At 41.1% G+C, this 25530-nt stretch carries 17 protein-coding genes; 12 read left to right on the plus strand and 5 right to left on the minus strand.

Going from position 1 to position 25530, the window contains the following annotated elements:
* Positions 1 to 157 precede the first annotated feature (157 nt).
* Both M23134_RS32635 and M23134_RS32640 read right to left on the minus strand, forming a co-directional pair.
* Entirely contained in the window at positions 158 to 616 is a 459-nt protein-coding gene (locus tag M23134_RS32635) for a GNAT family N-acetyltransferase (RefSeq protein ID WP_002704129.1), read from the minus strand.
* The gene (locus M23134_RS32640; RefSeq protein WP_002704131.1) at positions 606 to 2057 is read right to left on the minus strand and encodes a sodium:solute symporter family protein; all 1452 of its coding nucleotides are present in this window, start codon (positions 2055 to 2057) and stop codon (positions 606 to 608) included. The genes M23134_RS32635 and M23134_RS32640 overlap by 11 nt, the downstream gene beginning before the upstream one ends.
* A 522-nt stretch (positions 2058 to 2579) precedes the next feature.
* Between M23134_RS32640 and alr the strand changes: the two genes are divergently transcribed.
* Together alr and M23134_RS32650 are read left to right on the plus strand one after the other, a co-directional pair.
* Positions 2580 to 3731: an alanine racemase gene (alr, locus tag M23134_RS32645; RefSeq protein WP_002704133.1), complete on the plus strand. Its 1152-nt coding sequence runs from the start codon at positions 2580 to 2582 to the stop codon at positions 3729 to 3731.
* Positions 3732 to 3766: 35 nt separating this feature from the next.
* Positions 3767 to 4837: an alanine racemase gene (locus M23134_RS32650; protein ID WP_045114806.1), complete on the plus strand. Its 1071-nt coding sequence runs from the start codon at positions 3767 to 3769 to the stop codon at positions 4835 to 4837.
* Positions 4838 to 5025: 188 nt separating this feature from the next.
* Here the strand turns inward: M23134_RS32650 and hisE are convergent, their stop codons facing one another.
* The 3 genes from hisE to secG form a co-directional block, all read right to left on the minus strand.
* On the minus strand, positions 5026 to 5322 hold the full coding sequence (hisE, locus tag M23134_RS32655; protein WP_002704138.1) for a phosphoribosyl-ATP diphosphatase: 297 nt from the start codon (positions 5320 to 5322) through the stop codon (positions 5026 to 5028).
* 80 nt (positions 5323 to 5402) lie between these two features.
* Entirely contained in the window at positions 5403 to 6305 is a 903-nt protein-coding gene (locus tag M23134_RS32660; RefSeq protein ID WP_002704140.1) for a heme/hemin ABC transporter substrate-binding protein, read from the minus strand.
* 165 nt (positions 6306 to 6470) lie between these two features.
* Positions 6471 to 6851 carry a preprotein translocase subunit SecG gene (gene secG / locus M23134_RS32665; protein ID WP_045114807.1) on the minus strand — a complete coding sequence of 127 codons (381 nt, stop codon included), beginning with the start codon at positions 6849 to 6851 and terminating at the stop codon, positions 6471 to 6473.
* Between the two features lie 414 nt (positions 6852 to 7265).
* Here secG and M23134_RS32670 point away from each other — a divergent pair, with 414 nt between their 5' ends.
* The 10 genes from M23134_RS32670 (at position 7266) to M23134_RS32715 (ending at position 25223) form a co-directional block, all read left to right on the plus strand.
* Positions 7266 to 9185: an ATP-binding protein gene (locus M23134_RS32670; protein ID WP_002704145.1), complete on the plus strand. Its 1920-nt coding sequence runs from the start codon at positions 7266 to 7268 to the stop codon at positions 9183 to 9185.
* Positions 9186 to 9250: 65 nt separating this feature from the next.
* Positions 9251 to 11704, plus strand: a complete 2454-nt coding sequence (locus M23134_RS32675; protein ID WP_082226759.1) for a YfiR/HmsC family protein — start codon at positions 9251 to 9253, stop codon at positions 11702 to 11704.
* Between the two features lie 454 nt (positions 11705 to 12158).
* Complete coding sequence (locus M23134_RS32680) at positions 12159 to 14345, plus strand: sensor histidine kinase (RefSeq protein ID WP_002704151.1); 2187 nt, start codon at positions 12159 to 12161, stop codon at positions 14343 to 14345.
* A 40-nt stretch (positions 14346 to 14385) separates the two neighbouring features.
* Entirely contained in the window at positions 14386 to 14787 is a 402-nt protein-coding gene (locus M23134_RS32685; protein WP_002704153.1) for a hypothetical protein, read from the plus strand.
* Positions 14788 to 15084: 297 nt separating this feature from the next.
* Entirely contained in the window at positions 15085 to 16173 is a 1089-nt protein-coding gene (locus tag M23134_RS32690; RefSeq protein WP_002704155.1) for an adenylate/guanylate cyclase domain-containing protein, read from the plus strand.
* 340 nt (positions 16174 to 16513) lie between these two features.
* Positions 16514 to 18238, plus strand: a complete 1725-nt coding sequence (locus tag M23134_RS32695; RefSeq protein ID WP_002704157.1) for a M61 family metallopeptidase — start codon at positions 16514 to 16516, stop codon at positions 18236 to 18238.
* Positions 18239 to 18610: 372 nt separating this feature from the next.
* Complete coding sequence (gene asnB, locus M23134_RS32700; RefSeq protein ID WP_002704159.1) at positions 18611 to 20473, plus strand: asparagine synthase (glutamine-hydrolyzing); 1863 nt, start codon at positions 18611 to 18613, stop codon at positions 20471 to 20473.
* 240 nt (positions 20474 to 20713) lie between these two features.
* The gene (gene asnB, locus M23134_RS32705; protein WP_002704161.1) at positions 20714 to 22561 is read left to right on the plus strand and encodes an asparagine synthase (glutamine-hydrolyzing); all 1848 of its coding nucleotides are present in this window, start codon (positions 20714 to 20716) and stop codon (positions 22559 to 22561) included.
* Positions 22562 to 23001: 440 nt separating this feature from the next.
* Positions 23002 to 24219 carry a glycosyltransferase gene (locus M23134_RS32710; RefSeq protein ID WP_002704163.1) on the plus strand — a complete coding sequence of 406 codons (1218 nt, stop codon included), beginning with the start codon at positions 23002 to 23004 and terminating at the stop codon, positions 24217 to 24219.
* 11 nt (positions 24220 to 24230) lie between these two features.
* Positions 24231 to 25223, plus strand: a complete 993-nt coding sequence (locus M23134_RS32715) for a class I SAM-dependent methyltransferase (protein WP_232296857.1) — start codon at positions 24231 to 24233, stop codon at positions 25221 to 25223.
* Positions 25224 to 25530 lie beyond the last annotated feature (307 nt).

Raw genomic sequence — 25530 nt, forward strand, 5'->3', positions numbered from 1 at the left:
ACCTGTTTTTAGTAAAAGGAAGTCAAGACGACTTCAAAGTCTTAGTCTTGAGCCCTGACAAGGTTCTGGCGACTAGGTGCAAGGTGCTAGGTACACCTTGTTCCATAGGTAATCAACAAATTCATATTACACTCATTTTCAATGGTTTATGAATTTATTAGTTAGAAGCCTGCCAACGCATTTCCAAATATTTGTTGGTAAATCCAAGGCGTTCATACAATCTTTTGGCAGGGTTGTCATGTTCTACGTGCAGTGCCACCGAACCATTGACCATTTTGAGGGCAGTTTCCACCAGTTTTTTACCTATGCCAGCTCCCCGATAGCCCTCATGTACCGCAATGTATACCAAAATATTTTCAGGCATATAGTCTTCCATTTCGGTTTCGTTGAGCACTACTGCGCCTATCAACTGATTATCTTTAGCCTCATCACGCATTGCCAATACCCTGCCTCCTTTGCCTTGTTCGGTGCTTAGGGCATAATTTATAGCCTTTCGTATATCATTGGCAGGGTCACCATACTTGCCCAAGTGAGTAAATAAAAATTGAGTAATATCGCTTAAAATAGTTTCAGAATGATTGTTTGATGGTTCTAGTGTTTCAGTTTTAAAACTCATACGATTCTTTTTTGTGAAAAATATTTGATAAAGTTATAAATGTAATCAATGACATGCTAATGCCAAAGATATTGGCGTCTAAACCCAAGGGCAATGAGAAGCTTTTGCTCGAAGCCAATATTGATAAAACCACTGTAGTAATACCGCCCAGTAGCATAGCCCAAATAGCAGCAGTGGGGTGGCTTTTGCGCCAATACAAAGCGCCCAGCAAAGGTACAAACAACCCTGATACCATAAAGGAATAAGAGTATAACATAAGACTGAGCACGTTTTGGATAAACGTGGCCAGGAATAAAGCCAAAGCTCCTATAGCTAGAGTAGCCAGTTGTGATACCCGCAACATTTTTTGATCGGAAAAATTGAAAAAACGTCCCAGAATATCGGTAACTACATTGCCTGAAGCTGCCATGAGACAACTATCGGCGGTAGACATAATGGCCGAAAAGTAGGCAGAAAGCATGATGCCTAAAAAGCCTACAGGCAATACAGTGCGCAAAAGTAAGGGCAATCCCATCTCTTTGTCAAGGTTGGCTATCGATTCGTAGCCTAAATAGGCAAACATACCTGCATCAGCGGCTACTCGTGACAATAAGCCAAGCATAACCCCCATGAATGCCATAATAGGATACTCGAATACGCCAGCAATAAACCAGGCTTTTTTGGCTTGCTTTTCTCCAGCACAAGCATAAATTCGTTGGTAAAGGGTCATACCTACAAACCATATAGGAATGATACTTACACCCCAATTGATGACTTGAATGAATGATACATTGCTAATATCAAAGAAACTGGGAGGCAATGCTGCTCTGATGCTAGCCCAACCACCTAGCTTGTAAATGGCAATAGGAATACCAATAAAGATCAGCCCGCTCATTAATATGATCCACTGGATAGTATCACTGTAAATGACGGCTTTGATGCCACCCATTACGGTATATACCACTACTACCACGCCCATGATAATCAAGGCAGTGGTCATATCCAGGGACTTGACCGTCGCAGAGGCTAGTTTGGCTCCTGCCAGAATTTGTGAACTGGTAAAGCCTATGTAGCCAATACCTGAAATAATACCCGCAATGAGTGCTACCTTAGGGTTATAGAAGTGTTGAAAGATTTGAGGGAAGGTGTAAAATGTGTGATTTTCTTCCAGTTTTTTGATTTTAGGAATAAGAAAAACCGCCGCAAGCCAGGCACCCAGTAGCCCTGTAAATAGTAACCAACTACCAGCTAACCCCATAGCAAATCCTAATCCTCCTAAACCAATAGAAAAGCCTCCGCCTACATCAGTTGCTACCACTGACAAGCCTATGTGCCAGCTACCAATATTTCTACCTCCCACGTAGTAGTCCTCCTTGTTTTGATTTTGGCGCATAAAGTACCAGCCAATCCCCAACATTCCGAGTAAATACACTATAAAAATAAGGATGTCTACAATGTGCATAATAAGTGTGTTTTAAAATTTGGTGTAAGGCCATCAGTGTAGATTTTTGATCGAAAAAAGCAAGCTTTATATGAAAAACCTTGTAAAATGACCGATTTAAAGAGGTTTACTTGCTTTTGTCATATTTATTTTTATATATTGGTTGCTTTTTTTTTAACTAAACCCACTTATTGTAGTTGCTCAATCATCTAAAGTATAGGATGACTGTGAATGTTTGTCTATTCTGTCAATCTATTTTTGCACCTTTTCCCTATCCATAGTACCCAACAATTGATGACTTATTATGTTTATTAGTAGAGCTTTTATGTAAGCGTGTTATCTGGACGGGAATAAAACTTTTTATTAGTAAGTGAAAGAGATGCTTTAATAAATCGCCAGGCTGTTACCTAAGTCGACCTAGTCGAGTGAACCTACAGCATATAATATATGTTTAATTGATGGTGTTCAGGGCGTATTTTAGAGTATAATGACAAATAGGTTTGATGAATAATACATAACTTATTGTAAATCAATAATTAACAAATGTTTGAGACATCCATTATAGAGTTAAGCCAATCGGCATTACAAAAAAATATCAATTTTATTAAGACATTGGCGGGCGATGGAGTACGTATGTCCTCGGTAATTAAGGGCAATGCTTATGGGCATGGTATAGACTTGTTTGTGCCAATGGCTGAAAAAGCAGGAGTACGACATTTTAGTGTGTTTTCGGCAGATGAGGCATTACAAGTGGTGCAAAGCCAGCAACATGGCTCTAAAGTCATGATTATGGGACACATTCACAATGAAGAGTTGTTGTGGGCGATTGAAAATAATGTAGAGCTTTTTATTTTTGATTTGGGCAGGCTCGAAACCTCTTTGCAACTTGCGGCTAAAAACAAGGCGCAGGTACGCATTCATTTACACCTCGAAACAGGCATGAATCGTTTGGGGCTAGAAGAAGATGAGCTACTCAAGGCGATTGACTTATTGAAGAAATACCCTGATTGTTTTCACTTAGAGGGAGTATGTACTCACTACGCGGGTGCTGAGAGTATTGCCAACTATGCCAGAGTCAAGTCCCAGATTCACGAGTACAAACGCCGAACCAGGTTGTTATCCAGACATGAAATATCGCCTAAATATCAACATACTGCCTGTTCTGCAGCGTTGGTATCTTATCCACAAACCCGTATGGATATGGTAAGAGTGGGGATTCTGCAATATGGTTTTTTTCCTACCCAAGAAACCCTCATTCAGTACCTTAAGAATAAAGAAGACAAAACCGATCCCCTGGCCAGGGTACTAAATTGGAAAAGTAGAATTATGTCAACCAAAGAGGTAAGCACGGGAGAGTTTGTAGGGTATGGCACCACTTACATGGCTGCTGCCGATTCGCGTATTGCGGTGGTACCAGTGGGTTATGCGCAGGGCTATAGCCGTTTGCTAAGCAACCAGGGAAGGGTACTTATCTGTGGCAAACAACTAAGTGTGATAGGAACAGTCAATATGAATTTGATTTTGGTAGACCTTACAGAAGCGCCTGAGGCTCAACCGGGTGACGAAGTAGTATTGATAGGGTCACAGGGTGATTTGAGTATTTCGGTGGCTTCCTTCGGAGAGTTTACTAATCAACTAAACTACGAGCTTTTGACAAGATTGCCTATGAGCATACCACGTAAAGTGGTGAGCTAGGGCATTGAATATATTTTTAACCAATTACCAGATACATGGCATTTATAAAACTTTACAGAAACAAGTTAAAACATAATTATCAATTTTTACAAGGCTTATTCGGTCAGCAGAATATTCAATGGGGCATTGTTACAAAGCTTCTTTGCGGTAATCAGAAATACATCGAGGAGGTAATAAACCTCGGAATAACAGAGTTGTGTGACTCACGTATCAGTAACCTCAAATTAATCAAGAAGATTAACAAAGATATTACTACTGTATATATTAAGCCGCCAGCAAAGCGTAGCATTAAAAGTATTGTTACCTATGCTGATGTCAGTCTTAATACTGAATACTTTACAATTAAATTGTTATCAGAAGAAGCCCAACGCCAGAATAAAACCCACCGGGTAGTGATTATGCTTGAGTTGGGTGACTTGCGGGAAGGAGTGATGAGGGAAGAGATCATTGATTTTTATGAAAAAATATTTCAACTACCCAATATTAAAGTGGTAGGGTTGGGCACCAACTTGAATTGTTTGCATGGAGTAATGCCTTCAGAAGATAAATTGATTCAGCTGAGCCTTTACAAGCAAATTATTGAATTGAAATTTAAACGAAAAATTCCTTTTATATCTGCCGGAACTACCGTTACATTGCCTTTACTATTACATAAACAATTGCCCGATGGTGTCAATCACTTCCGTTTGGGAGAGGCGTTGTTTTGGGGAAATAACTTGTTTGACAGCTCCATTATAGAGGGCATGGAAACTGATGTATTGGAGTTGTTTGCTGAGATCATAGAAGTAAACGAAAAGCCGGTAGTACCTGCTGGAGTACTTGCTGAAAATCCCAGTGGGGAAGTATTTGATGTAAGTGAGGAAGATTTTGGACGCACTACTTTTAGGGGGATTTTGGATGTAGGTTTGCTTGACATTAATCCCGATTTTTTGATTCCTCAAGACAAAGACCTGGAGGTAGTAGGTGCCAGTTCTGATATGTTGATACTTGACTTAAAAGACAACGGCAAAAACTATAAAGTAGGCGACTTGGTAGCCTTTAAACTAAAATATATGGGAGCATTGGGTTTGCTCAACTCTAACTATATAGAAAAAGTAGTAGAGTAAATATTTTGGACAAATTATACTATACAAAGCCCCGTCTATTGATAATAGCACGGGGTTATTTTTTTTAAACGGCTCTGTAATAATGCCCTTTCTTTTAATTTATACTAAGCACTGAGTCCCTACTGTAGCTCACCACTACTATTCTATGGGGTACACAGTTTGGTGAACATCCTTGCCAGCAAAACGTCTTATGAATGCCTTTTCTCTAATACTTTTACTATATCCTTGAGCTCTAACCCTTTGTAATTGAGCAGCAACAGCAGGTGATAAATCAAATCAGCGGCTTCTTCTTTGAGCAACTCTTCGGTACCATTTACGGCTTCTATTACTGTTTCTACAGCTTCTTCTCCTACTTTTTGCGCCACCTTATTTACTCCTTTTTGGGCTATTTTAGAGGTATAAGATTCTTCTGATGGGTTTTGCAGACGGTCTTGGATGACTTTTTCCAGTTTGCTCAAAAACGCCAAACTCTGCTCGTTATTCATTTTTATGTATAGTTTAATTAATTCAAAAACGCTTTACAAATGTATAAAAAAGCAGGATTTAAGTAAGTTTTCGGCACTAATTATTGATATAGCTTTTTGCACAGTTCTATGGCCGTTTGTGGAGCGTCGAGCCCAAAGCCCAGCAGTGCCTCTTCGTCGAGGTGAATAATGCGCCCCATTCGCCTCGCTCTGGAATCGAACAATACGGGCATTTCAAACATCTTATCGCCAATACTATCCCAGCTTTTATTGCTCATGAGTATATAGTCAGGGTTGGCTTGCTGCATCATTACTGGGGTAAGCCTACGCATTCCTTCAATAGCCAATACATCGGCTGCATTTTTGGCTATGGCCAATTGAATGATAGCTTCGCCGGCTGTTTTGTATCCTGCTACCAGTATATTGGTGCCTCGTGCCAGTACATACATTACTTTTACAGTATCTTTACGTTTTTTTTTCATCGTCGGAATCAGTCGTAAAGTGCTGTCCAGTCGTTGTACGATTTTTTCTCCGGCAGCTTTCTTATTTAGTCTTATCGCAATTTTTCTGATCAATGCCTTGGTCGAATCAATGTGGGGTGGGTTGTTGTATCGCACATAATCTACACCTTCTGCCAAAATGTTATTCATTTTTTCTTCCGGACTACCTTTTATGTCTGACAACACCAAGTCAGGTTCGTGTTTCATTACCAGTTTGCTTCTGAGCACCCGTCCATAGCCTACCTGCGGCAACGAATCGTGCGAGGTGCGCCTATCTACTGCCACTACTTTGTTGCCCATTCCCAGTTCAAACACAATTTGGGTAATGGTCTTGCCTATAGTGACAATTCTTTTATAATTTTTTTGGGGTGGTAATTTGATTTTTTTTGCTGTGTCTTTCTTATTGGTTACTTTGGTAGAGTCACCGGCTTGTTTTGACTGGTCTTTTGTACAAGCAAAAGCCAGTGCTAACAAAGGGATAAGTATAAGTTTTCTGGATAGCATATAACAAAGTAAGTTTTGGGTTGTTCGTTTGTTCAATATTAACAAATATTCTGAAACTGACCGCACATGTACATTACTTTGTTAGGCATAAAAAAAGGAAATGTAACGAATTACACTTCCTGTCTAATTTTTTGTGATGGGCGATACTGCCGATCAATCTTAGGGTTATTTCTTGTCAGCAGGTTTGTTGTTACCTTCAGCAGGTTTTGTAGCTTGGTTAGAAGGGGTCGTTTTTTTAGGGGCTGTGTTGCCAGAGGTGTTCCCCGGAACAGTAGCTTCGATTCCTTCTGGGTTGTCGTCTCCTGAGTTTCCGCCTTTTCCGCTAATTGCAGGTACCTTAGTGATTAATACTAGTACAAACAATGCCACAGCAAATCCCCAAGTAACTTTTTCTAGCAAGTCTCCTGTTTTTTTTACTCCAATCATTGGGCTTGAACTACCACCAAATGAGCTGTTCAATCCGCCACCCTTAGAGTTTTGTGCCAATACTACTAATACCAACAATACGGCAACAATGATGATTAAGACGATTATTATGTTATACATACTTTCCGCAATTTTCTTAGTTTAGGGCTGCAAAGTTAAGGTTTTCTAATTATTAAAAACAAATAAATAAAAAAACTTTTCTAACAATTTATTTGGTTTAAACTCTTATTTGCTTGTTCTATCTTTTGAAAGAAGGGTGGATCATTTACCTAATTGCAATACAAGTACCCCAAAGCTGCCGGGCAAAGCACTACTGTGTAGAAGCTTGTGTATGTGGCAAGTCGTGGTGCTTGTAATGTAGGACAATGGTTTGATTGCAAACATTTTTTTAGTTTTGTATAAAAATAATGATCATTGTATTTCACCGTTGATCTTTGGCACAGTCAGCCTGTTTTATACCAGATTGTACACTCAACAGCCATATTATTTTGAAAATATTTCGTTATATTTGATAAAAGCGACTCTTACAGGTTTATGAAATACCCTTTTTATATATTTTTTATTAGTTTTTGTTCACTTTTGTACACTACTGCTTATACTCAAACAGTCCTTTCGGGCAAAGTGGTAGACGACAAGAGCCTTCCGGTAGACCATGCCAAGGTGTACCTCAAAAACTTTCCCAATTATTATACACTTACCAATCGTTTGGGCAACTTTAAGCTTGAAATTACAGTTTCGCCAGATCAATTTGATATTGGTAAAATGGCGGCACGCAAAAAGGGTTTCGAAATGAAAACTCCGGCACAAATTAGAGGTAATCAAGTATTGATGAAACTATACAAGCAGGTGCCCAAGCAACAAGTAACTACCACTAAGCTGCCGTTGATTGCTGAGAATACCATAGAGAAAATTGACGACCCAAAGACAAGAACACGCTCTATTATCAATAAACTCAAGAAAGGCAAGCCATTGCACCCTGCCGAAGTAGAACACTTGGCTGGATTGGTGTTTAAAATAGATCGCTTGACCAATCAGATATTGCTGGACAAAGAAACCAATAAACAAACCATTGATAGTTTGAAGCAAGAAATAGGCACGCTTAAGGAGTCTATGGTAAGTACCCAGGGCAGCCACAATGAATTGGTTCAAGGCAAACTTGCCCAACTAAACAAAAGCCTGAAAGAAAAGGATGAGTTGCTGGCACATAACATCCAAAAACGACAAGAAGCCGAACAAAGAAAACAAGATTTGGTCAAGGTACGCAAGAAAAAAACGCAATGGCAAATTTTTGGGTTGGTAGCATTGGTGCTGGTACTTATGATACTGTTGGTGGTGTTTTACCTGAGAAGCCGTGGACGCAAACGATTGCAACAAACATTGCTAGAGGCACAACGCAGCAAAGATGATTTGGCCAAAGGGCAGCAAGAGATTAAAGTAAAAAATGATGAGTTAGAGCAGATTCAAACTTCTAAGGAGATTCTCACTACCACCATTGCGCATGACTTGCGTAACCCGCTCAACGTAATCATGGGGTATAGTACCGAAGAAACTGCTGACTGCCCCAAAGAAACTCTCAAGACACGCCTGGGCGAAATTCACTTTGCCAGCCAACGTATAGAGTCATACATAGATGACATTGTGGCGATTCAAAAATACGCCTACTCTGGCCTGAAGGTAGCCACCGAAAGCAACTCATTGTATGAGGTAGCAGAAATGGCAGTGGCACAAATGCGCCCTTTTATCAAACAAAAAAGCCTACAGGTACACAACAACTTCCCCGAAAACCTGTACAGCTTATTTAACTTTAAATTTATAGAACGGGTGTTTATCAATCTGCTCAACAATGCCATCAAATTTACCCCTACCGGAGGCAGCATTCGCTTTGATGCTGAGGTAAAAGGACAAGTTATTCACGTAAGTTTCTCAGATACAGGCGAAGGCATCTCCAAAGAAAAGTTTAAAGAAATTTTTGAACCCTTTGTAAACAAAGATGCCCGACATTTTGCCAGCGAAACCTCTAGCAGTCTTGGGTTAGTTTTTTGTAAAATAGCCCTAGAGTCGCACGGAAGTAAAATAGGGGTTACCTCAGAACTGGGGCAAGGTACTACTTTTACCTTTGACCTTGCCTATACCCACAAGAAACCCCAAAAATCGTATTTGCCGGGCAAAACCTCGGTAAGCACGCTCAACGGCAAAAGTAAAAAGAATGGCACTGCTCCGATAGGTGCTCAAGGCACTATTCAGTTGAGCGAGGAAGATAAGTCGGTATTGCGCCCTTTTGTCAAAGAATTGAATCATTATGAGTTATACGAGGTAAGCGATTTGGAAGAGGTGCTGGCAAGGCTCAATACCAGCGAAAATGCTAACCTGGCTCAGTGGAAAAAGGCGTTGCAAAATGCCATTGACAACTACAATGAACTGGAATATAAAGAATTGGTAAAATCTATTGCCTGAGAACTTGTTTCCAATGGTTAATTTATTGATTTTCATTTATTATACAATCTGGTTGTAAGTTTTAGATGGCGCGAATATTTCTACATATTACCAAGGTTTTTATCTTTACAATGCTCCTATCGCTTGCCGGAGGCTTTGTGCTAAAAACCTATGCCCAAACCAAAAACTACACCTACCAGGCACTTTTTTTACACAAGTTTACCGAGCATGTTAACTGGCCGGTGAGTGCTGCTTATGGCAAAAAATTTAGGATAGGCATTCTGGGCGATAAATATGTATATCGTTTAATGAATAATTACTTGTCGCAAAAAAAAATAGCGGGTGTAAACACTGAAGTCATTCACTTTACCAATGTGCTTCAAATAAGACCCTGCCATGTGCTATTTATTAGTGAAAGCAGCAACCTAAACCTGAAGATAGTATTTGCCCGCCTCAGGGATATACATTGTTTGATAGTGAGCGAAAAGCAAGACCTGTTTACCAAACCCAAACTGTTTCCGGTATTGGCAGCCCAAAGCTGTATAAACCTAAAGGTAGTAAACAACCGCCTGCGTTTTGACCTGAACAAGCCTAATATACGGGCACGGGGTTTAAGTCTGGACTCTGACCAAGCAAAGCCTGCCTTACAAACCCTGGCAAAATACGACAGTCTAAAGAAAGCCATTCCTAAGAAAATAGCCCGTACACAAAGCAACATTCTGCGTATTATTAACCGAAGTAAAGCGCTGGATGATAGCCTGAATCTGCTGCAGCAAAACCTGAGAAGGATGCTTGCCCAAGAAAACAATTACCTCAAGGATATAAAAAAAGCAAAGACTGAAATAAAAAGTCTGGAAAAGGAGGAAGAAGAAAAGTTGGACTCTATTGCTACGCTTCAAACCAAAATACAGGCGTTGATGATGGAGATTAATCGTAAAAATAATGAGTTGAACTCTGAAAAAGACTCTATCAATGCCCTCAAGTACCAAATCAACCGATTATCGGAAGAGGTAAGAGAAGACGCTGACGTAAAAAAGTTGTTATTGGTAGTAAAAAGTCTCGAAGATGAGCTTAAACAACGCGGGGGCAATGTAGAAGAACTGAGAGACAAACTGCAAAACATAAGGTCTGCTAATAAAGAGCTTAAAAATGCAGATTTACGCTACACCACTATTCAGGAGCGCTTAAAAAGAGTAAAGGCGGATAAACTGGCGGCCGAAGAAGAAAAAAAACGACTCAGGGCAGACAAGGAACGCCTTTCGGCAGAACAAAAAGCCCAAGTAGCCCGTCATCGTTTTAATATCATCATAGCCTCCCTTGTCAGTCTGTTGTTGTTAATTTTATTGTTGGTATTTATCCTGTCAAACCGCCGCCGCAAAAATATGATCCGAAAGCTTAATGCAGTAAACATCCAACTTACTCAAAGCAAAGGACAAATAGAGCAACAAAATGAAGCACTTCAGCGCAATATTGTAGAGTTGCAAAAGAAGAAAGAGTTGGAAGCTGCGAATCGTAAACTGGAGGAGGCAAATAAAAAACTGGATCAGTTGCAAAAGTATAAGGATAAGCTGACCAATATGATTGTACATGACCTGAAAAATCCTTTGGGGGCAGTGCTGGTAAACAGTAAAATGGAGGCAACCAACTACAACATCAACCCTAAAATAAAAAAGCGTTTGCAGGACATTCACCAGGCAAGTACACGGATTAAAGTATATATAGAAGATATGCTGGCAATTCAGACTTATGCCAACTCTGAACTGCCTTTGCAACTTGCTGCCCACCAAATGTTTGCAGGGATACAAAATGCAGTCAATATTTTGCGCTCAGCAATTAGAGAAAAAAGCATTGTTATAGAAAATAATATACCTACTGAGTATTACGCCAAGTACGACAGCAAGTACATAGGCAGGGTATACGAAAACTTGTTGAGCAACGCAATTAAGTATACCGATCCAGGGGGTAAAATTATGTTTTCGGCTGAGATGCTACCCGCAGATGATCAAAGCCCTTTAGGGTACATTCATTTTGCCATTGCTGACAGTGGTCAGGGAATACCAGAAGATAAGTTTAAGCAGATTTTTGAGCCTTTTATGCAGCTTGAAGCCCGTGAGTTTGCCAATACCAGTTCTACGGGAATAGGGCTTACTTTTTGTAAAATGGCAGTAGAGTCACATCGAAGCAAAATTAAGGTAGTATCGCAGGTAGGGGTGGGTACCACGTTTATGTTTGACTTGCCCCGCACTGAGTTACAGGAAAAAAGCACTGCTTCTGGTGCTGCTAAGCAAGCCCACTCTATAGAAGCTGACAAAGAAGCCACTGCAATGGTTTTGAGCCAGGAAGAAAGGCAAACGCTTAAGCCATTTGTGCAAGCCCTTGACAAGGTTGAGTTTTACGAAGTAACCACGCTATTGAGCATACTCAAGCCACTTGACCAAGAGAAAAACTCTAACCTTGTGCAGTGGAAAACTGCCGTTGAAGAGTCTATCGATAATTTTAATGAAGTGGAGTATCAGAAGTTGAAGGGATTGGTAGTTTGAGCTACGATTAGCCTTTAGCTTTTAGCCTTTGTTTGGCTGTTTGTAGGTTAGCTTTTTTTTGAGCTATGCAGAGTCTTTAGCCCTTAGCTTGAGCTACGTGGAGTTTTTTGTTGAGCTATGCTTAGCGACGATTAGTAACTATCATATTTGCGAAAGCAAGAAAAGGCTAACAGCTAACCTCCGCGAAGAACAGAAAAGCTAAAGGCTCAACTCAGCGAAGAACAAAAAGGCTAAAGGCTCCCCCTGACGAAGAACAGAAAAGCTAAAGGCTCCCCCTGACGAAGAACAAAAAAGCTAAAGACTCCCTCGAAAGCAAAAAAAATAGCTAATTACTCTAAACCCACTGATTTGTTGTATAAACTTATTAACTTCACCTTTGCATACTTCGTTAGCTTTGGCATAAGGTTTTCGGGATAAGTTATCATACAATATCACCTGTAGAAAAAGAGTAAAAATGGGTAAAAAAATCATATTTCTTTTATGGATTTTCATTTTATGTGCCGGGCATCTGCTGGCGCAGAAAAATTGTGACAAAATCAATGAACTTAACACAAAACTATTGGTATTGCCCGAAGACTCTAGCAAAGTAAATGTATTGAATACCCTTGCCCATGAACATTTAGCCATTGATCAGGACATTGCTCTGGAGTATGCCAACACTGCTTACCAACTAGCCCAAAAAATTAATTATGCCATTGGGCAAGGCAAGGCATTGATTAATATAGGCAAACAACATTACCGCAAGGAAAATGATTTTAAGTCTACCCTTGAGTATTACCAAAAAGGCCTTAAGCTTTTTCAGGATGCTAACTCGCTTAAGCACATTGCCGAGGCTTATGAAGCTATAGGTAAACATTACCACGACTTGTACTACCTCAACAAAGAGAAATACTATGAGGAAGCATTAAAAAACTATGAGCAGGCAATGTTAGCTTATCAGAAGTGGAAGCCCCGCCGCCAAATGGATGACAATGAAAAAGAGTACCTGGCAAAATTGTATCAAAGGCTTGCCGAGCTGTATACAGTGACCGAAAATGATGCTGAAGCATTGCGGTACTCGAAAAAATCTATTCGGATAAAAAAACAACTGGAGAAATACCAAAACAATTTTGAGTTTCAATTTATCAATCAGCGCATTGCCCGACTCAACAATACCCTCAAAAAAGAACAGATGTTTAAAATAGGGTTGTTTGTGGCCATTGGGCTATTGTTGGTGTTTGCTTTGTTGTTGCTTATTAATAGTGGGCAGAAACAAAAGGTAAATAAAAGGCTGAAGCAACAAACCCGTGATTTGGCCAATCAGAACCGACAGATTGAAGAACAGAATAAAAAAATCATTCGCCAAAATAAAGAGATAGAGTTGAGTAATTTTGAGCTGACCGAAAGCAGTAAAAAAGAAAAAGAACAAAAGGAGGCCATAGCCAAAGTAAATGAAGAACTGACTCGTAAGAATGAGGAGGTGTTGGCACAACGAAAATTGGTGCTGGAGTCGAACAAAGAGCTGAATAAAAAAAATCAGGAAATTCAGTTTCAGTATGAACAGTTAGAAAGAGCCAATAAAAAGTTTTTGCACGCCAACGAAATGCTCAACACAATACTGGATGAGATAGAAAAGAAAAACACTGACCTGGAAGCGCAGCGAGATGATTTGAGCAACGCCAAAAATGAATTGGAAAAACTACAGAAATCCAAGGCGAGGCTTACGGCTATGGTAGCACACGACTTGCGCAACCCTTTGAATGTAGTAGTAGGCTACAGCAACCCCGATAGCAATATTGTGATTGACGGAGATACCAAAAAACACATTTATAAGGCAAGCCAACGTATCAACTCGCTGATAGACGATATGCTGGATGTACAGAAATACGCCAACTCGCAAATACAAATCGAAAAATCGCAGCTTATCCTATGTGATACTGCTCAGGAGGCAATCAATGAGTTGAGTATTTTTGCCCAGCAAAAAGGGGTGCGAATACAAAATAAGATAGGGGCACAGTGGCAAAGTACTTATGATGGCAAGTATATAAGGCGGGTGTTTGAAAACCTTCTCACCAATGCCATCAAATTTACCCCTAATGGGGGAACCATCACTTTTGAAGCTAAAGAAACCCCCGAAAATGAACAACTCATTGTAAGTGTAACCGACACGGGAGAAGGGATACCAGCACATAAATTTAAAGAAATCTTTGAGCCTTTTAATCAACTCGATGCCCGCAACTTTGCCAATACCAGCTCTACTGGGTTGGGGCTTACTTTTTGTAAAATGGCAATAGAAGCTCACCAAAGCCACATCAAAGTACGCTCTAAAGTGGGCGAAGGCACGAGTTTTTTCTTTGAGTTGCCCAAAATAGAAGTAGAAGCCACAGCAGAGTCGTTGACTAACCAAAATGCTACTGACGCTGACAAAACGTTGAGCTTTTCGGAAGACGATAAAGCATTTTTAGCTCCTTATATTCAACAGTTGAAAAAGTACGAGTTGTATGAAATAAGTGACCTAGAGAAGGTATTGGAGCAAATACTGGTGGTTGATCGCCCCGATTTGAAACAATGGAAAACGCGCATTAGGGCTGCTATAGACAACTACAACGAAGCCGAGTTTGGCCGTTTAATAGCCGCTGCAGAAGGCAATAATCTGGCTTAATTTTAGTTGTAAAAACACAATATTCAAAAGAATGTACTCCATGAAAAAATACTTCATACTTCCTGCATTTATTTTAGCTTTGGTGGGTTTTACCCAATCATCGTCGTATGCCCAGCTAGAGCCTCCTCCTCACAAAGTAAAAAAGAAAACCGAGAAGTCACGCTTAGACAAAATGGGCACAGTGAGTCGTCATACCCGCAAAAATAAAAAAGGGATGACCAAAGCCGAAGTACGTCGACGTAGTATAATAGAGGGGCAAGCACGCCGCCGTTATAAAATATCTCAAGGCAGAACCGGAGGGTTGACCAAGGCTTCGCGCCGAATGAAGCGCCGCAAGCAGGTAAAGCGTAAAAAAGGCATGACCAAAGCAGCCATGCGTATGAGCAACTCGGAAAGAAAAAGAAAAAGAACTTTACGACGAAAGCTGAAGCGAATTAATTAAAGTTTTTATAAAAAGTTACAGAGTGAGCACCAGCGTATCATCTACGCTGGCTTTTTTGTGCCCTGCCATTACTTGCCGCTCTTTTGCCCCCCAAAGCCTCTCTTACTCAAATCTAAAAACCTACATTTGGTAACTTCAAAAATAATGGACAAATTGCTAACATGGGCATTTGTGCAAACAAGTGCCATTTGCTGAACTATTCAGACACCATTGGTTTGATCTGGTAATTTTAAATAAAGCAATGATTGTCAGAAACTTACTACTACTAGTTTGGCATAATCACTAACTATAAATAGCATGAAAGCAACCATATTAATTGTGGATGATGAGGTGACCAACCTTAAAATACTCAGAGAGTATCTGACCACTGCCGACCAGGAGTTTAGAATTTTGCAGGCAACCAATGGTAAGCAGGCATTTGATATAGCCCAAAAAGCTGATCCTGACTTAGTAATTATGGACTGGATGATGCCGGTAATGTCGGGCATAGATGCGCTCAAAAATATTAAAACTACTGAAAGCACCCAAAACATTCCGGTGATTATGGCAACCGCCAAAACCAGTGCACAAGACTTAAAAGAAGCACTGGAAGCGGGAGCTATGGACTATGTAAGAAAACCGATAGATAAAACTGAGTTGTTGGCAAGGGTACGTTCGGCGATTCAGCTAAGCCATGCTTACAAACAAAGCGAAGAGCTATTGCTCAATATATTACCTAAAGAAATAGCTGAAGAGCTCAAAGCTAAAGGCACGGTTGCCCCTAAACCTTATGAACTTGCCACGGTGTTGTTTACTGATTTTAAAGGGTTTACGAGTGTAGCCGCCCGCATGAAACCCATAGATTTGCTCAAAGAACTAAATGCTTGCTTTGACGCCTTTGACGAGATTATAGAGAAGCACGAAATGGAGCGCATCAAAACCATTGGCGATGCTTATATGTGTGTAGGTGGGGTGCCTAATGCCAATACTACCAACCCGGTAAATGCAGTGCTTGCTGCGCTGGAAATGCAACGTTTTATGAAACAAAAACGGGAAGAAAAAGCCTCCCAAGGTGAAAATTACTGGCAATGCCGCCTGGGGATCAACAGTGGAGAAGTGATAGCTGGAGTAATTGGCAGAAAAAAGTTTGCTTATGATATATGGGGTGACACGGTAAACTCGGCAAGTCGTATGGAGAGCAATGGCGAAGCAGGCAAAGTAAATATATCGGGGAGCACCCATGCGCTGGTAAAAGACTTGTTTGAGTGTGAGCATCGGGGTAAGATAAATGCCAAAGGTAAGGGGGAAGTAGATATGTATTTTGTGTTGGGTATCAAGCCTGAGTACTCGATCAATAACGAGGGGGTAGAACCTAATGAGTTGTTTTATTCGAGTGTTGGTAGTTAGCCTTTGTTTGAGCTATGTGGAGCTTTTAGCCTTTTTTTGAGCTATGCTTAGCCTTTGTTTGGCGACGATTAGTAACTATCATATTTGCGAAAGCAAGAAAAGGCTAACAGCTAACCTCCGCGAAGAACAAAAAAGCTAAAGGCTACTCCTCTGCGAAGAATAGAAAGGCTAACGGCTAACCTCCGCGAAGAATAGAAAGGCTAAAGGCTACTCCTCTGCGAAGAATAGAAAGGCTAAAGGCTAACTCCACGAAATCAAGAAAAAGCTAAAGGCTAACGGCTACCCCAGCGAAGAACAAAAAGGCTAAAAGCTCACGAACAACGAAAAAGAATCAAAAAAAATGAATATACACTACAACATTTCTATGCCAGCGCCTCATACCCATTACTTTGAGGTAAGCATTACTATTTCTAAAACCAAACGTCCTTTCGTGGATTTTAAGATGGCTGCCTGGACTCCAGGTTCTTACCTGCTGCGCGAATATGCCCAACACGTAGAGAGCTACCATGCCAAGGCAAACAAACGTGATCTTAAAGTAGTAAAAACTGCTAAAAACACTTGGCGGGTAATGTCAGACAATGCCCCAAAGTTTAGCTTTCATTATAGGGTGTATGCTTTTGAAATGACTGTGCGCAACAACTTTTTGGATGCCAATCATGGGTATATCAATCCTGCGGCTTTGTGTATGTTTGTAGGTGGGCAGCAGGCAAACCCAGTAACTTTGACTATAGAGCCTTATCATACCTGGAAAAAAGTAACTGTGCCCTTACCTGGCAGCAAAGAACCTTACACTTACGAAGCGCCTAATTTTGATGTTTTGGTAGACTCGCCCATAGAGATTGGCAACCACCAAGAGTTTGGCTTTAAAGCAGCGGGTATTTCTCACAAAGTGGCTTGGTATGGTTTGGCAGATTATGACCAGGAACAAATTAAGAAAGACTTTAAGGCAATTGCCGAGGCTTGTACCGACATATTTGGCGATCACCCCTGCAAAAACTACCTTACCAAAGACTATACTTTTATTGTACACATACTGGATAAGAAGTTTGGCGGGCTCGAACACCTCAACTCTACCAGTTTGCACTTTCCGAGGGAGTTATATCACACTAAAAAAGGATATGCCCGTTTTTTGAACCTGACGGCACACGAATACTTTCATTTATGGAATGTGAAGCGGATTCGCCCTATAGAGCTAGGTCCGTTTGACTATGAGCAAGAAAACTACACGCGCTCGTTATGGGTGGCAGAAGGTTTTACCGTATATTATGAAAGCATTATTTTGTGTAAAGCAGGACTGGTAAAAAACAACAAGTTGCGCAAATCTACCGCTGATAGAATCACCTTGGTAGAAAACCTGCCAGGCAATAAGGTTCAATCGGTGACTGACTCTAGTTGGGACGCCTGGATCAAGGCTTACCGCCCCAATGAAAACTCGCCCAATACTACGATTTCTTATTATTCTAAAGGGGCGTTGGTAACGCTTATGCTTGACTTATTCATTATTCATCACACCAAGGCAACGCAAAGCCTGGACGATGTTATGCGTCATTTGTACGAAGAAATTTATAAAAAGGAGCAGCGAGGTTTTAGCGAAAGCGAAATAAAGAAAGTACTTGAATTGGTAGCAGGCAAGGATCTTACCACCTTGTTTGAAAAATATATATATGGCACAGAGTCAATAAATTATGCCCAGTACCTCAACTATGCGGGAATGGAGCTACACTCTGAGGTAAAAGAAACTCCTTATTTGGGGGTGAGCACTGTTAAAAACGGCAAAACACTGAAGATTACGGCTATCAGAAAAGACTCACCTGCTTATCACCAGGGGTTGAATGTACACGACGAGATTTTGAGTATAGACGATGCCAAGGTAAAAGATGTGGCAAAGCTGATAGAAAATTATGAGGTGGGTAATGAGCTAAAGGTGAAAATAAGGCGAGATGGCAACATCAAGAAGTTTTTGATTAAACTGGGCAGCAACCCACACGTGACTTACAAAATAAAAATGCAAAAAAGCAGAACAGCTGCCCAGAAAAAAGCCTATAAAAAATGGTTGAGAAAGTAGCCGCAACGAATGAGGTAAGGGTATGTTTAAGTTCTAATAGAAGGTTTGTTTGTGGGTAGGTTATGGTAAGCTTTTGGGTATTGATGCTATGAGTAGGGTTAACTCATTCATCATAGGTTAGTTATGCTCACTGTTTAGTTGCATTTAATGTTATCTTAGTACTAAATTAGCAATGCTTGAGCATTACTCACAAACAATCATCATTAAAAAAATATTTTTTATATGTTATTCTAACAAAAAAAAATCATAGCTTCATTATTCATTTGATATTCCCCTATCTTTGACAAATGGCACATTTTGCCACACAGTCAATAACTGCCGTCTAAGACGAGCACAATTAAAAATTAAACAAAGAAGTATCTCTATAAACTTATGTCTGGTATTGCTGGCTTTTTTTCACCCAACACATTTTTTTCAGAAACCGACCTTCAGCAAATGGCTGCCCCCCTTCAAAAAAGAGGCGCTCAAAGCAGTCATCATTATTATGAGGAAGGATTGGGGCTGATTCATCAAAGACTTAGTTTTGTAGACAAGTCGCCCGAAGCCCAACAACCCATGCAATCGCACAATGGGCGTTTTGTAATGGTGATGGATGGGCAGGCATACAACCACCACGAAATAGCCAGAGGGTTTTCAAACGAACAGTTCAACACTACCTCGGATGCTGAAATTATTCTGGAAAATTTTGTAGAGAAAAACATCCGTTCTATCTACCAAATCAACGGCATGTTTGCCGCAGCCACTTATGATCGAGAAGAAAAAGTGTTGTCGTTGTTTAGAGACCGGGTAGGTATCAAACCTTTGTTCTATTACTGGGACGAAGAAAACTTTGCGTTTGCGTCTGAACTGCATGCCTTGCTAAAGCTGCCCCAAATAAAGCGTAGGTTGAACAAAAAAGCGGTGGCGGAGTTTCTGCATTTGGGCTATATACCTGCGCCCCATACACTTTACAAACATATTTTTAAGCTGGAACCAGGAAGTTGGCTCAGGATACAAGACAAAAACCTGATTGTAAAAAAATATTGGACTGTAGCCGACAAAATCTACGAGCCTAAGTTGCGTAGCCGGTTGCCCTACCTTAATACAGAAGCCAACGCGCTCAAGCATTTTGAAAAAATACTGTTGGAATCGTTAGAACAACGTACCCCCACCACTGCTACGTATGGAACCTGGCTAGACCACCATCCCGAATCGTGCCTGCTCACAGCATTGCTGGCAAAGCAAAAAGGCAATGACTTTCCTACACTTTCGGTGGCTTACCCAAAAACCAAAAATAATGAACCTAGGAACGCCGTAAAAGTAGCCGAACATCTGAAAACCAACCACGAAGAGATTTCGGTGTCCTTTGACGACATTCGTAGTTTTGTAAACTCACTGCCCGAAAAGTTTCAAGAACCCGTAGCTGATTTCAATCAATTTACCTATACATTGCTGGGGCAAAAGAGCAAAGAAGTAGCCGAGGTAATAATGACAGCACAAGGAGCCGATGCTTTGTTTTTTGGCAATGGTACCCACCATTGGGCGCAAAGGCTGGATAGTAGCTGGATAAAAACTATCAGAAAGCCTTATGCTTATTTGCTCAAAATAAATAAGTCGACCAAAGCCCGCAAAGCCAGTGCCTTGCTCAACTACTCACACAAAGACGACCTGCTAAGCCACGTATATTCGCAAGAGCACCTGCTCTTCTCAAAAAGAGAGTTGCCCTCGTTGTTGTCGTCTTATACCCCCATATCGCCTTACCCTGTGATAGACGATGCATCGCTTACACCGCTCGAACAACAAGCCCTGTTTGATATTAACTATGACCTGCCAGGCAACTCATTGTTTTTGCTCGACCAGGCACTCATGTCAAATACGGTAGAAGCCCGCACCCCTCTGCTCGACTTTCGCATCATAGAGTTTGCCATCAACCTAAACCCCCAACTCAAATACCGGGGAGCCCAACCCAAATATTTGGTAAAACAATTGCTGCAAAAGTTTGTGCCCGAAAAACTGTGGGCAAAGCAAAAGCTAGAACAAACCCCTATGTTGGCACAATGGATGGAGAAGGAATTAGATGATTACCTCAACGAAAAGATAGTAAAAGAGTGTGGTGTGGTAGAGTTTGAAGTAGTACAACAGCTCAAAGAACAGTTTAAAAAAGGGCACACATACTTGTATAATCGCTTATGGGCACTTACAATATTGCACGTATTTTTGAGTAACGCTATTGCACAAGGAATGGAGGTGGAGTAGCTTTTCTGTTCTTCGCTGGGAGTTAGCCTTTAGCTTTTCTGTTCTTCGCTGGGGGTAGCTTTTAGCCTTTCTGTCCTTCGCGGAGTTGAGTCTTTAGTCTTTCTGTTCTTCGCAGGAGGTAGCCGTTAGCTTTTTCTTGCTTTCGCAAATATGATAGTTACTAATCGTCGCCAAACAAAGGCTAACAGCTAAAGGCTAATCGTAACCCAAAAAAAACTACTAACAAAACAACTTAACTGTATGTGCGGCATCACAGGTTTTTACACGCTTTCGCGGAAATGGTCGCAAGACCAACTAAAGAGCATGACGCAGGCTCTGAAACATCGGGGACCTGACGCAGACGGTTTTTTCTTTGGTCAACGCTGTGGTTTAGGGCATCGTAGGCTCAAAATCATCGACTTGTCTGATGCAGCCAACCAACCCATGCACAGCCACGATCAGCGTTACACGATGGTGTTTAATGGAGAGGTATACAACTTTCAGGAAATTGCCAGAAAATACCAGCTTTCGCTGAAAACCAAGACCGATTCGGAGGTGATTTTAGAGCTGTTTGCTCAAAAAGGCGAAAAGTTTGTGCACGAGCTCAACGGCATGTTTGCTTTGGCCATTTACGACCACAAAACACATTCGCTGTGGATATACCGCGACCGAATGGGAATCAAACCTTTGTTTTATTATTGGGATGGTGAAAATTTTGCTTTTGCCTCTGAAACCAAAGCCTTGCTCGCGTTGGGCATCGACCGAACTATTAACAAAGAAGCCTTGCAAGATTACCTGTTTATGGAGTATGTGCCTGACCATCAGTCTATTTTTAAGCACATTCATAAACTCGAAAAAGGGCATTATATGAAAATAAGCCCTAAAAAACTGGAGAAAACACGCTACTACAACTTGCTTGACAAATGGAACCCTTCTCCCGCCCACGACTTAAACTATTATACCGAGGCATTCGACGAGCAACTCACCCGCTCTATAGCCTACCGCTCTATAAGCGATGTACCCATGGGAGCTTTCCTGAGTGGAGGCACTGACTCGTCGCTCATCAGTGCCAAGTTTCAACAACTCTCACCACAAAGCATCAAAACCTTCACCATAGGCTTCGACGTGGCAAGCTTCGACGAATCGGCTTACGCCCAAAAGGTAGCCAAACACTTGCAAACCCAGCACACCCTAGAGCGGGCATCTGCCAAAGAGTCTATAGGCATTGTAGAAGAACTGGTGAGCCACTACGATGAGCCTTTTGCGGCAAATTCGTGCATCCCCAGCCTGTTGGTTTGCCAAAAAGCCCGCAACGAGGTAACCGTAGCCCTCAGCGGCGATGGTGCCGATGAGTTGTTCATGGGCTATGGTTATTACTATTGGCATGAGCGTATCCAGAAAATATCGAAGTATGGAGGCTACCCGGCCCGCAAGCTTACCAGCAAGGTGTTGAGCTGGATGGATCAACGCAAACAGCGGGCAGCACGGGTTTTTAATTACAGCGATTTTGAGCGAATATGGCTACACGTATGGTCGCAAGAACAATACATGTTTTCGGAACAAGAGGTTTCGTGGCTGCTCAATACCCCCTACCAACACCAAAGCACTTGGAAAGACTGGCAAGAGATCAATCAGTTGGACATTCACCCTTTCGAAAAAATATCCTTGTTTGACCTCATGCACTATTTGCCCTATAATTTACTTTACAAAATGGACATTGCTTCCATGGCATCGGCACTGGAGGTAAGGGTTCCTTATTTAGACCATCATTTGGTAGAGTTTGCCATGAATTTGCCCTTGAATATGAAGGTACAGGCAGGTGAACAAAAGTTTTTGATGAAAAAAACGCTGGAAAAGTATTTGCCCAAAGAGCTGATTTATCGTCAAAAATGGGGGTTTCCGGCTCCAGTGGGCGATTGGCTCAAAACAGACCTGGCTTATTTGATTGACAAGTATTTAAATCCCACTTTGCTTAAGCAACAAGGCTTGTTTGATCCTCATGTAGTGCAGCGCTTTGTAAAACTCTTTAAAAAAGGCAAAAATTATCATTATAAAAGAATCTGGGCATTGATCGTGTTTCAGATGTGGTATGCGTATTATATAGACTAGTTTTTGTTCTTTGCGGGGGGTGGCTTTTAGCTTTTTTGTTCTTCGCTGGAGTAGCCGTTAGCCTTTCTGTTCTTCGCTGAGTTGAGCCTTTAGCTTTTTTGTTCTTCGCGGAGGTTAGCTGTTAGCCTTTTCGTGCTTTCGCAAATATGATAGTTACTAATCGTCGCTCAACAAAAAGCTAACTTACAAACATCCAAACAAAGGCTAAAAGCTAACAGCTAAAGGCTAATCGTCGCTCAACAAAAAACTAACTTACAAACAGCCAAACAAAGGCTAAAAGCTAATCATAGCTCAACAAAAAACTAACTTACAAACAGCCAAACAAAGGCTAAAAGCTAATCATAGCTCAAAAAAAGGCTAAAAGCTAAGGGCTCTACATAGTTCAAAAAAAGCTAAAGGCTCCACGTAACAAAAGCCAACTAAAAACAACCGACTCATATATGAAAATACTCTACCTCTCTTATGATGGAATGACCGACCCGCTTGGGCAATCGCAAGTGTTGCCTTACTTGCTGGAACTGAGCAAAATGGGGCATCAGATTACCTTACTAAGCACCGAAAAAGAAGCCAACTTTGCTTTGAGGCACCAAACCATCCAAAACTTGCTTACTGAGCACCAAGCAAATCACCCTGAAGCTGCTATAGACTGGCAGTATATCACTTATACTAAAAAACCACCCGTGCTTTCCACCTTAAAAGACATCATGCAACTGCGTAAAAAAGCCAGACAATTGCATCAACAAAAACAGTTTGATATTATCCATTGTCGAAGCTACGTAACTTCATTGATAGGGCTGGGCATGAAGAAGAAATATGGGACAAAGTTTGTATTCGACATGCGCGGTTTTTGGGCAGACGAACGGGTAGACGGGGGCTTGTGGAACTTGGGCAATCCTTTGTTTCGTGGGGTGTACAATTATTTTAAGAAAAAAGAAAAGCAGTTTTTAACAGCAGCCGATTATACCATTAGCCTGACCGAAAACGCCAAGCAAGAGATTCAGAACTGGCCTGGGTTTAGGCAAACCAAAATTGAGGTAATTCCGTGCTGTGTCGACACCCAATTGTTTGACTACAATGCCTTGCCTTCTCCTACCATGGCTGACCCATTGAAGCCCATTACTATTTCTTACCTGGGATCTATTGGCACTTGGTATATGCTAGAAGAAATGCTGGCTTTTTACCAGCGTTTGTTAAAGGCAGCCCCTGCTGCCCGGTTTATGTTTATCACCACCGAACCCGCCGAAGCAATTTACCAACAAGCCGAAAAAATGGAGTTACCCGCCCATCAAATAAGTGTACAAAAAGCCGAACGAAAGCAAGTACCAGGGCTGCTTGCCCAAAGTGACGTCTCTATATTTTTTATCAAACCCTATTATTCTAAAAAAGCTTCATCGGCAACCAAAATGGGCGAAATTTTGGCAATGGGTATTCCTATTATTGCCAATGCCAATGTAGGCGATCATGATTTCTTATTTGAAAAATACTCTTGTGGTGTTTTGGTCGATGGATTTGACGAGGCTTTGCTCGATAAGGCAGTTGCGCAAATAAAAGAGATGCAGCGCATTGCCCCACAAGATTTAAGAAATGTGGCCATAGAATATTATAGTTTGAAAAAGGGAGTAAATTTGTATGCTAAAGTATATGAGCAAGTGAAATAAACCATTGGACAATGAGCGAGCATATGGCAAAAGAAATTACACTTTTGAACCCTTACAATCAGCAGCCTCTAGAGGTGGCAAATGATAAATTGATAGATGCCAAAGGCAAAGAGTTTGAAAAGGTGGCAGGTGCTTACCGCTTGGTGCAAGACGATAACTATACCGAAAACTTTGGGTTTCAGTGGAATAAATTTACCAAAACTCAGATTGACCGCTTTTCGGAGCAATCTTCGCAAAGCAAGACCCGTTTTTTTGCGGTAACCGAATGGGATAAAAAAGACCTGAGCGGAGAAAATGTGTTGGAGGTGGGCTCTGGTGCAGGACGTTTTTCGCAAGTGGTGCTCGACGAAACCAAAGCGAATTTGTACAGTGTAGACTACTCAAATGCGGTAGAGGCTAACTTTAAAAACAACGGACATCACCAAGACCGTTTGCAGCTTTTTCAGGCAAGTATCTATGAGTTGCCCTTTGCTCCCGCCAGCTTCGACCGGGTGTTTTGTTTTGGGGTGCTACAGCATACGCCCGACGTTAAAAAATCGGTGCAAAGCCTTGCCCAAATGGTAAAACCAGGCGGCGAATTATTGGTTGACTTTTACCCGATCAGGGGTTGGTGGACGAAGGTTCACGCCAAGTATATTTTTCGTCCCTGGACCAAGCGCATGTCGCACGAAAAGCTACTATGTCGCATTGAAAAAAACGCAAACTGGATGATTCGCCTGTCTCAGTTTTTTAACAAAATAGGCATAGGCAAACTTACCAATCGATTTATCCCTATTTGTGACATTAAAAATACCTTGCCCCCTGACCTTACCAAAGAACAGCTCAAAGAATGGGTAATATTGGATACATTTGATATGTTTTCGCCCGAATACGACCAGCCCCAAAGGGTAGAAACGGTTCGACAGTGGTTTGAAGAGTTTGGCATCAAGGTAGACTTTGCGGGTACGATCAACTTTGAAGGGAATAATTTGGTGACTGCAGTCAAGGGAATCAAGAAGGGGTAATCACTTATAGTTCATAGCACCCGTAGGGGCAAGCTTCAAGCAAGTCCTTAGATACCGATGAATATCGGCGCTATTCCCTGTTTAATTGCGTTGAGCTTATCACAGCAAACTGCTGTAGATTCGGTTCATAGACAACTAACAAATTTATAGTACATTCATGTTCAATAGATTATAAGTTTGTTAGCTGGAAGCAGACTCGAATAAATGTCCGCCTTACTTATGCTTGATAATCAAAGAGTGAAAGTGATTTTGTTTATTAAATTCTTTTTCTAATGTAATAGAGTTTAAATGTTTAACCGGCTGATTA

Source organism: Microscilla marina ATCC 23134 (genome assembly GCF_000169175.1).
Taxonomy (GTDB): Bacteria; Bacteroidota; Bacteroidia; order Cytophagales; family Microscillaceae; genus Microscilla; species Microscilla marina.

What these genes read in the sequence shown, in the direction of transcription:
- M23134_RS32635 (WP_002704129.1), bottom strand. Translation starts at nt 616, where the DNA reads ATGAGTTTTAAAACTGAAACACTAGAACCATCAAACAATCATTCTGAA.
- M23134_RS32640 (WP_002704131.1), bottom strand. Translation starts at nt 2,057, where the DNA reads ATGCACATTGTAGACATCCTTATTTTTATAGTGTATTTACTCGGAATG.
- alr (WP_002704133.1), top strand. Translation starts at nt 2,580, where the DNA reads ATGTTTGAGACATCCATTATAGAGTTAAGCCAATCGGCATTACAAAAA.
- M23134_RS32650 (WP_045114806.1), top strand. Translation starts at nt 3,767, where the DNA reads ATGGCATTTATAAAACTTTACAGAAACAAGTTAAAACATAATTATCAA.
- hisE (WP_002704138.1), bottom strand. Translation starts at nt 5,322, where the DNA reads ATGAATAACGAGCAGAGTTTGGCGTTTTTGAGCAAACTGGAAAAAGTC.
- M23134_RS32660 (WP_002704140.1), bottom strand. Translation starts at nt 6,305, where the DNA reads ATGCTATCCAGAAAACTTATACTTATCCCTTTGTTAGCACTGGCTTTT.
- secG (WP_045114807.1), bottom strand. Translation starts at nt 6,851, where the DNA reads ATGTATAACATAATAATCGTCTTAATCATCATTGTTGCCGTATTGTTG.
- M23134_RS32670 (WP_002704145.1), top strand. Translation starts at nt 7,266, where the DNA reads ATGAAATACCCTTTTTATATATTTTTTATTAGTTTTTGTTCACTTTTG.
- M23134_RS32675 (WP_082226759.1), top strand. Translation starts at nt 9,251, where the DNA reads ATGGCGCGAATATTTCTACATATTACCAAGGTTTTTATCTTTACAATG.
- M23134_RS32680 (WP_002704151.1), top strand. Translation starts at nt 12,159, where the DNA reads ATGGGTAAAAAAATCATATTTCTTTTATGGATTTTCATTTTATGTGCC.
- M23134_RS32685 (WP_002704153.1), top strand. Translation starts at nt 14,386, where the DNA reads ATGAAAAAATACTTCATACTTCCTGCATTTATTTTAGCTTTGGTGGGT.
- M23134_RS32690 (WP_002704155.1), top strand. Translation starts at nt 15,085, where the DNA reads ATGAAAGCAACCATATTAATTGTGGATGATGAGGTGACCAACCTTAAA.
- M23134_RS32695 (WP_002704157.1), top strand. Translation starts at nt 16,514, where the DNA reads ATGAATATACACTACAACATTTCTATGCCAGCGCCTCATACCCATTAC.
- asnB (WP_002704159.1), top strand. Translation starts at nt 18,611, where the DNA reads ATGTCTGGTATTGCTGGCTTTTTTTCACCCAACACATTTTTTTCAGAA.
- asnB (WP_002704161.1), top strand. Translation starts at nt 20,714, where the DNA reads ATGTGCGGCATCACAGGTTTTTACACGCTTTCGCGGAAATGGTCGCAA.
- M23134_RS32710 (WP_002704163.1), top strand. Translation starts at nt 23,002, where the DNA reads ATGAAAATACTCTACCTCTCTTATGATGGAATGACCGACCCGCTTGGG.
- M23134_RS32715 (WP_232296857.1), top strand. Translation starts at nt 24,231, where the DNA reads ATGAGCGAGCATATGGCAAAAGAAATTACACTTTTGAACCCTTACAAT.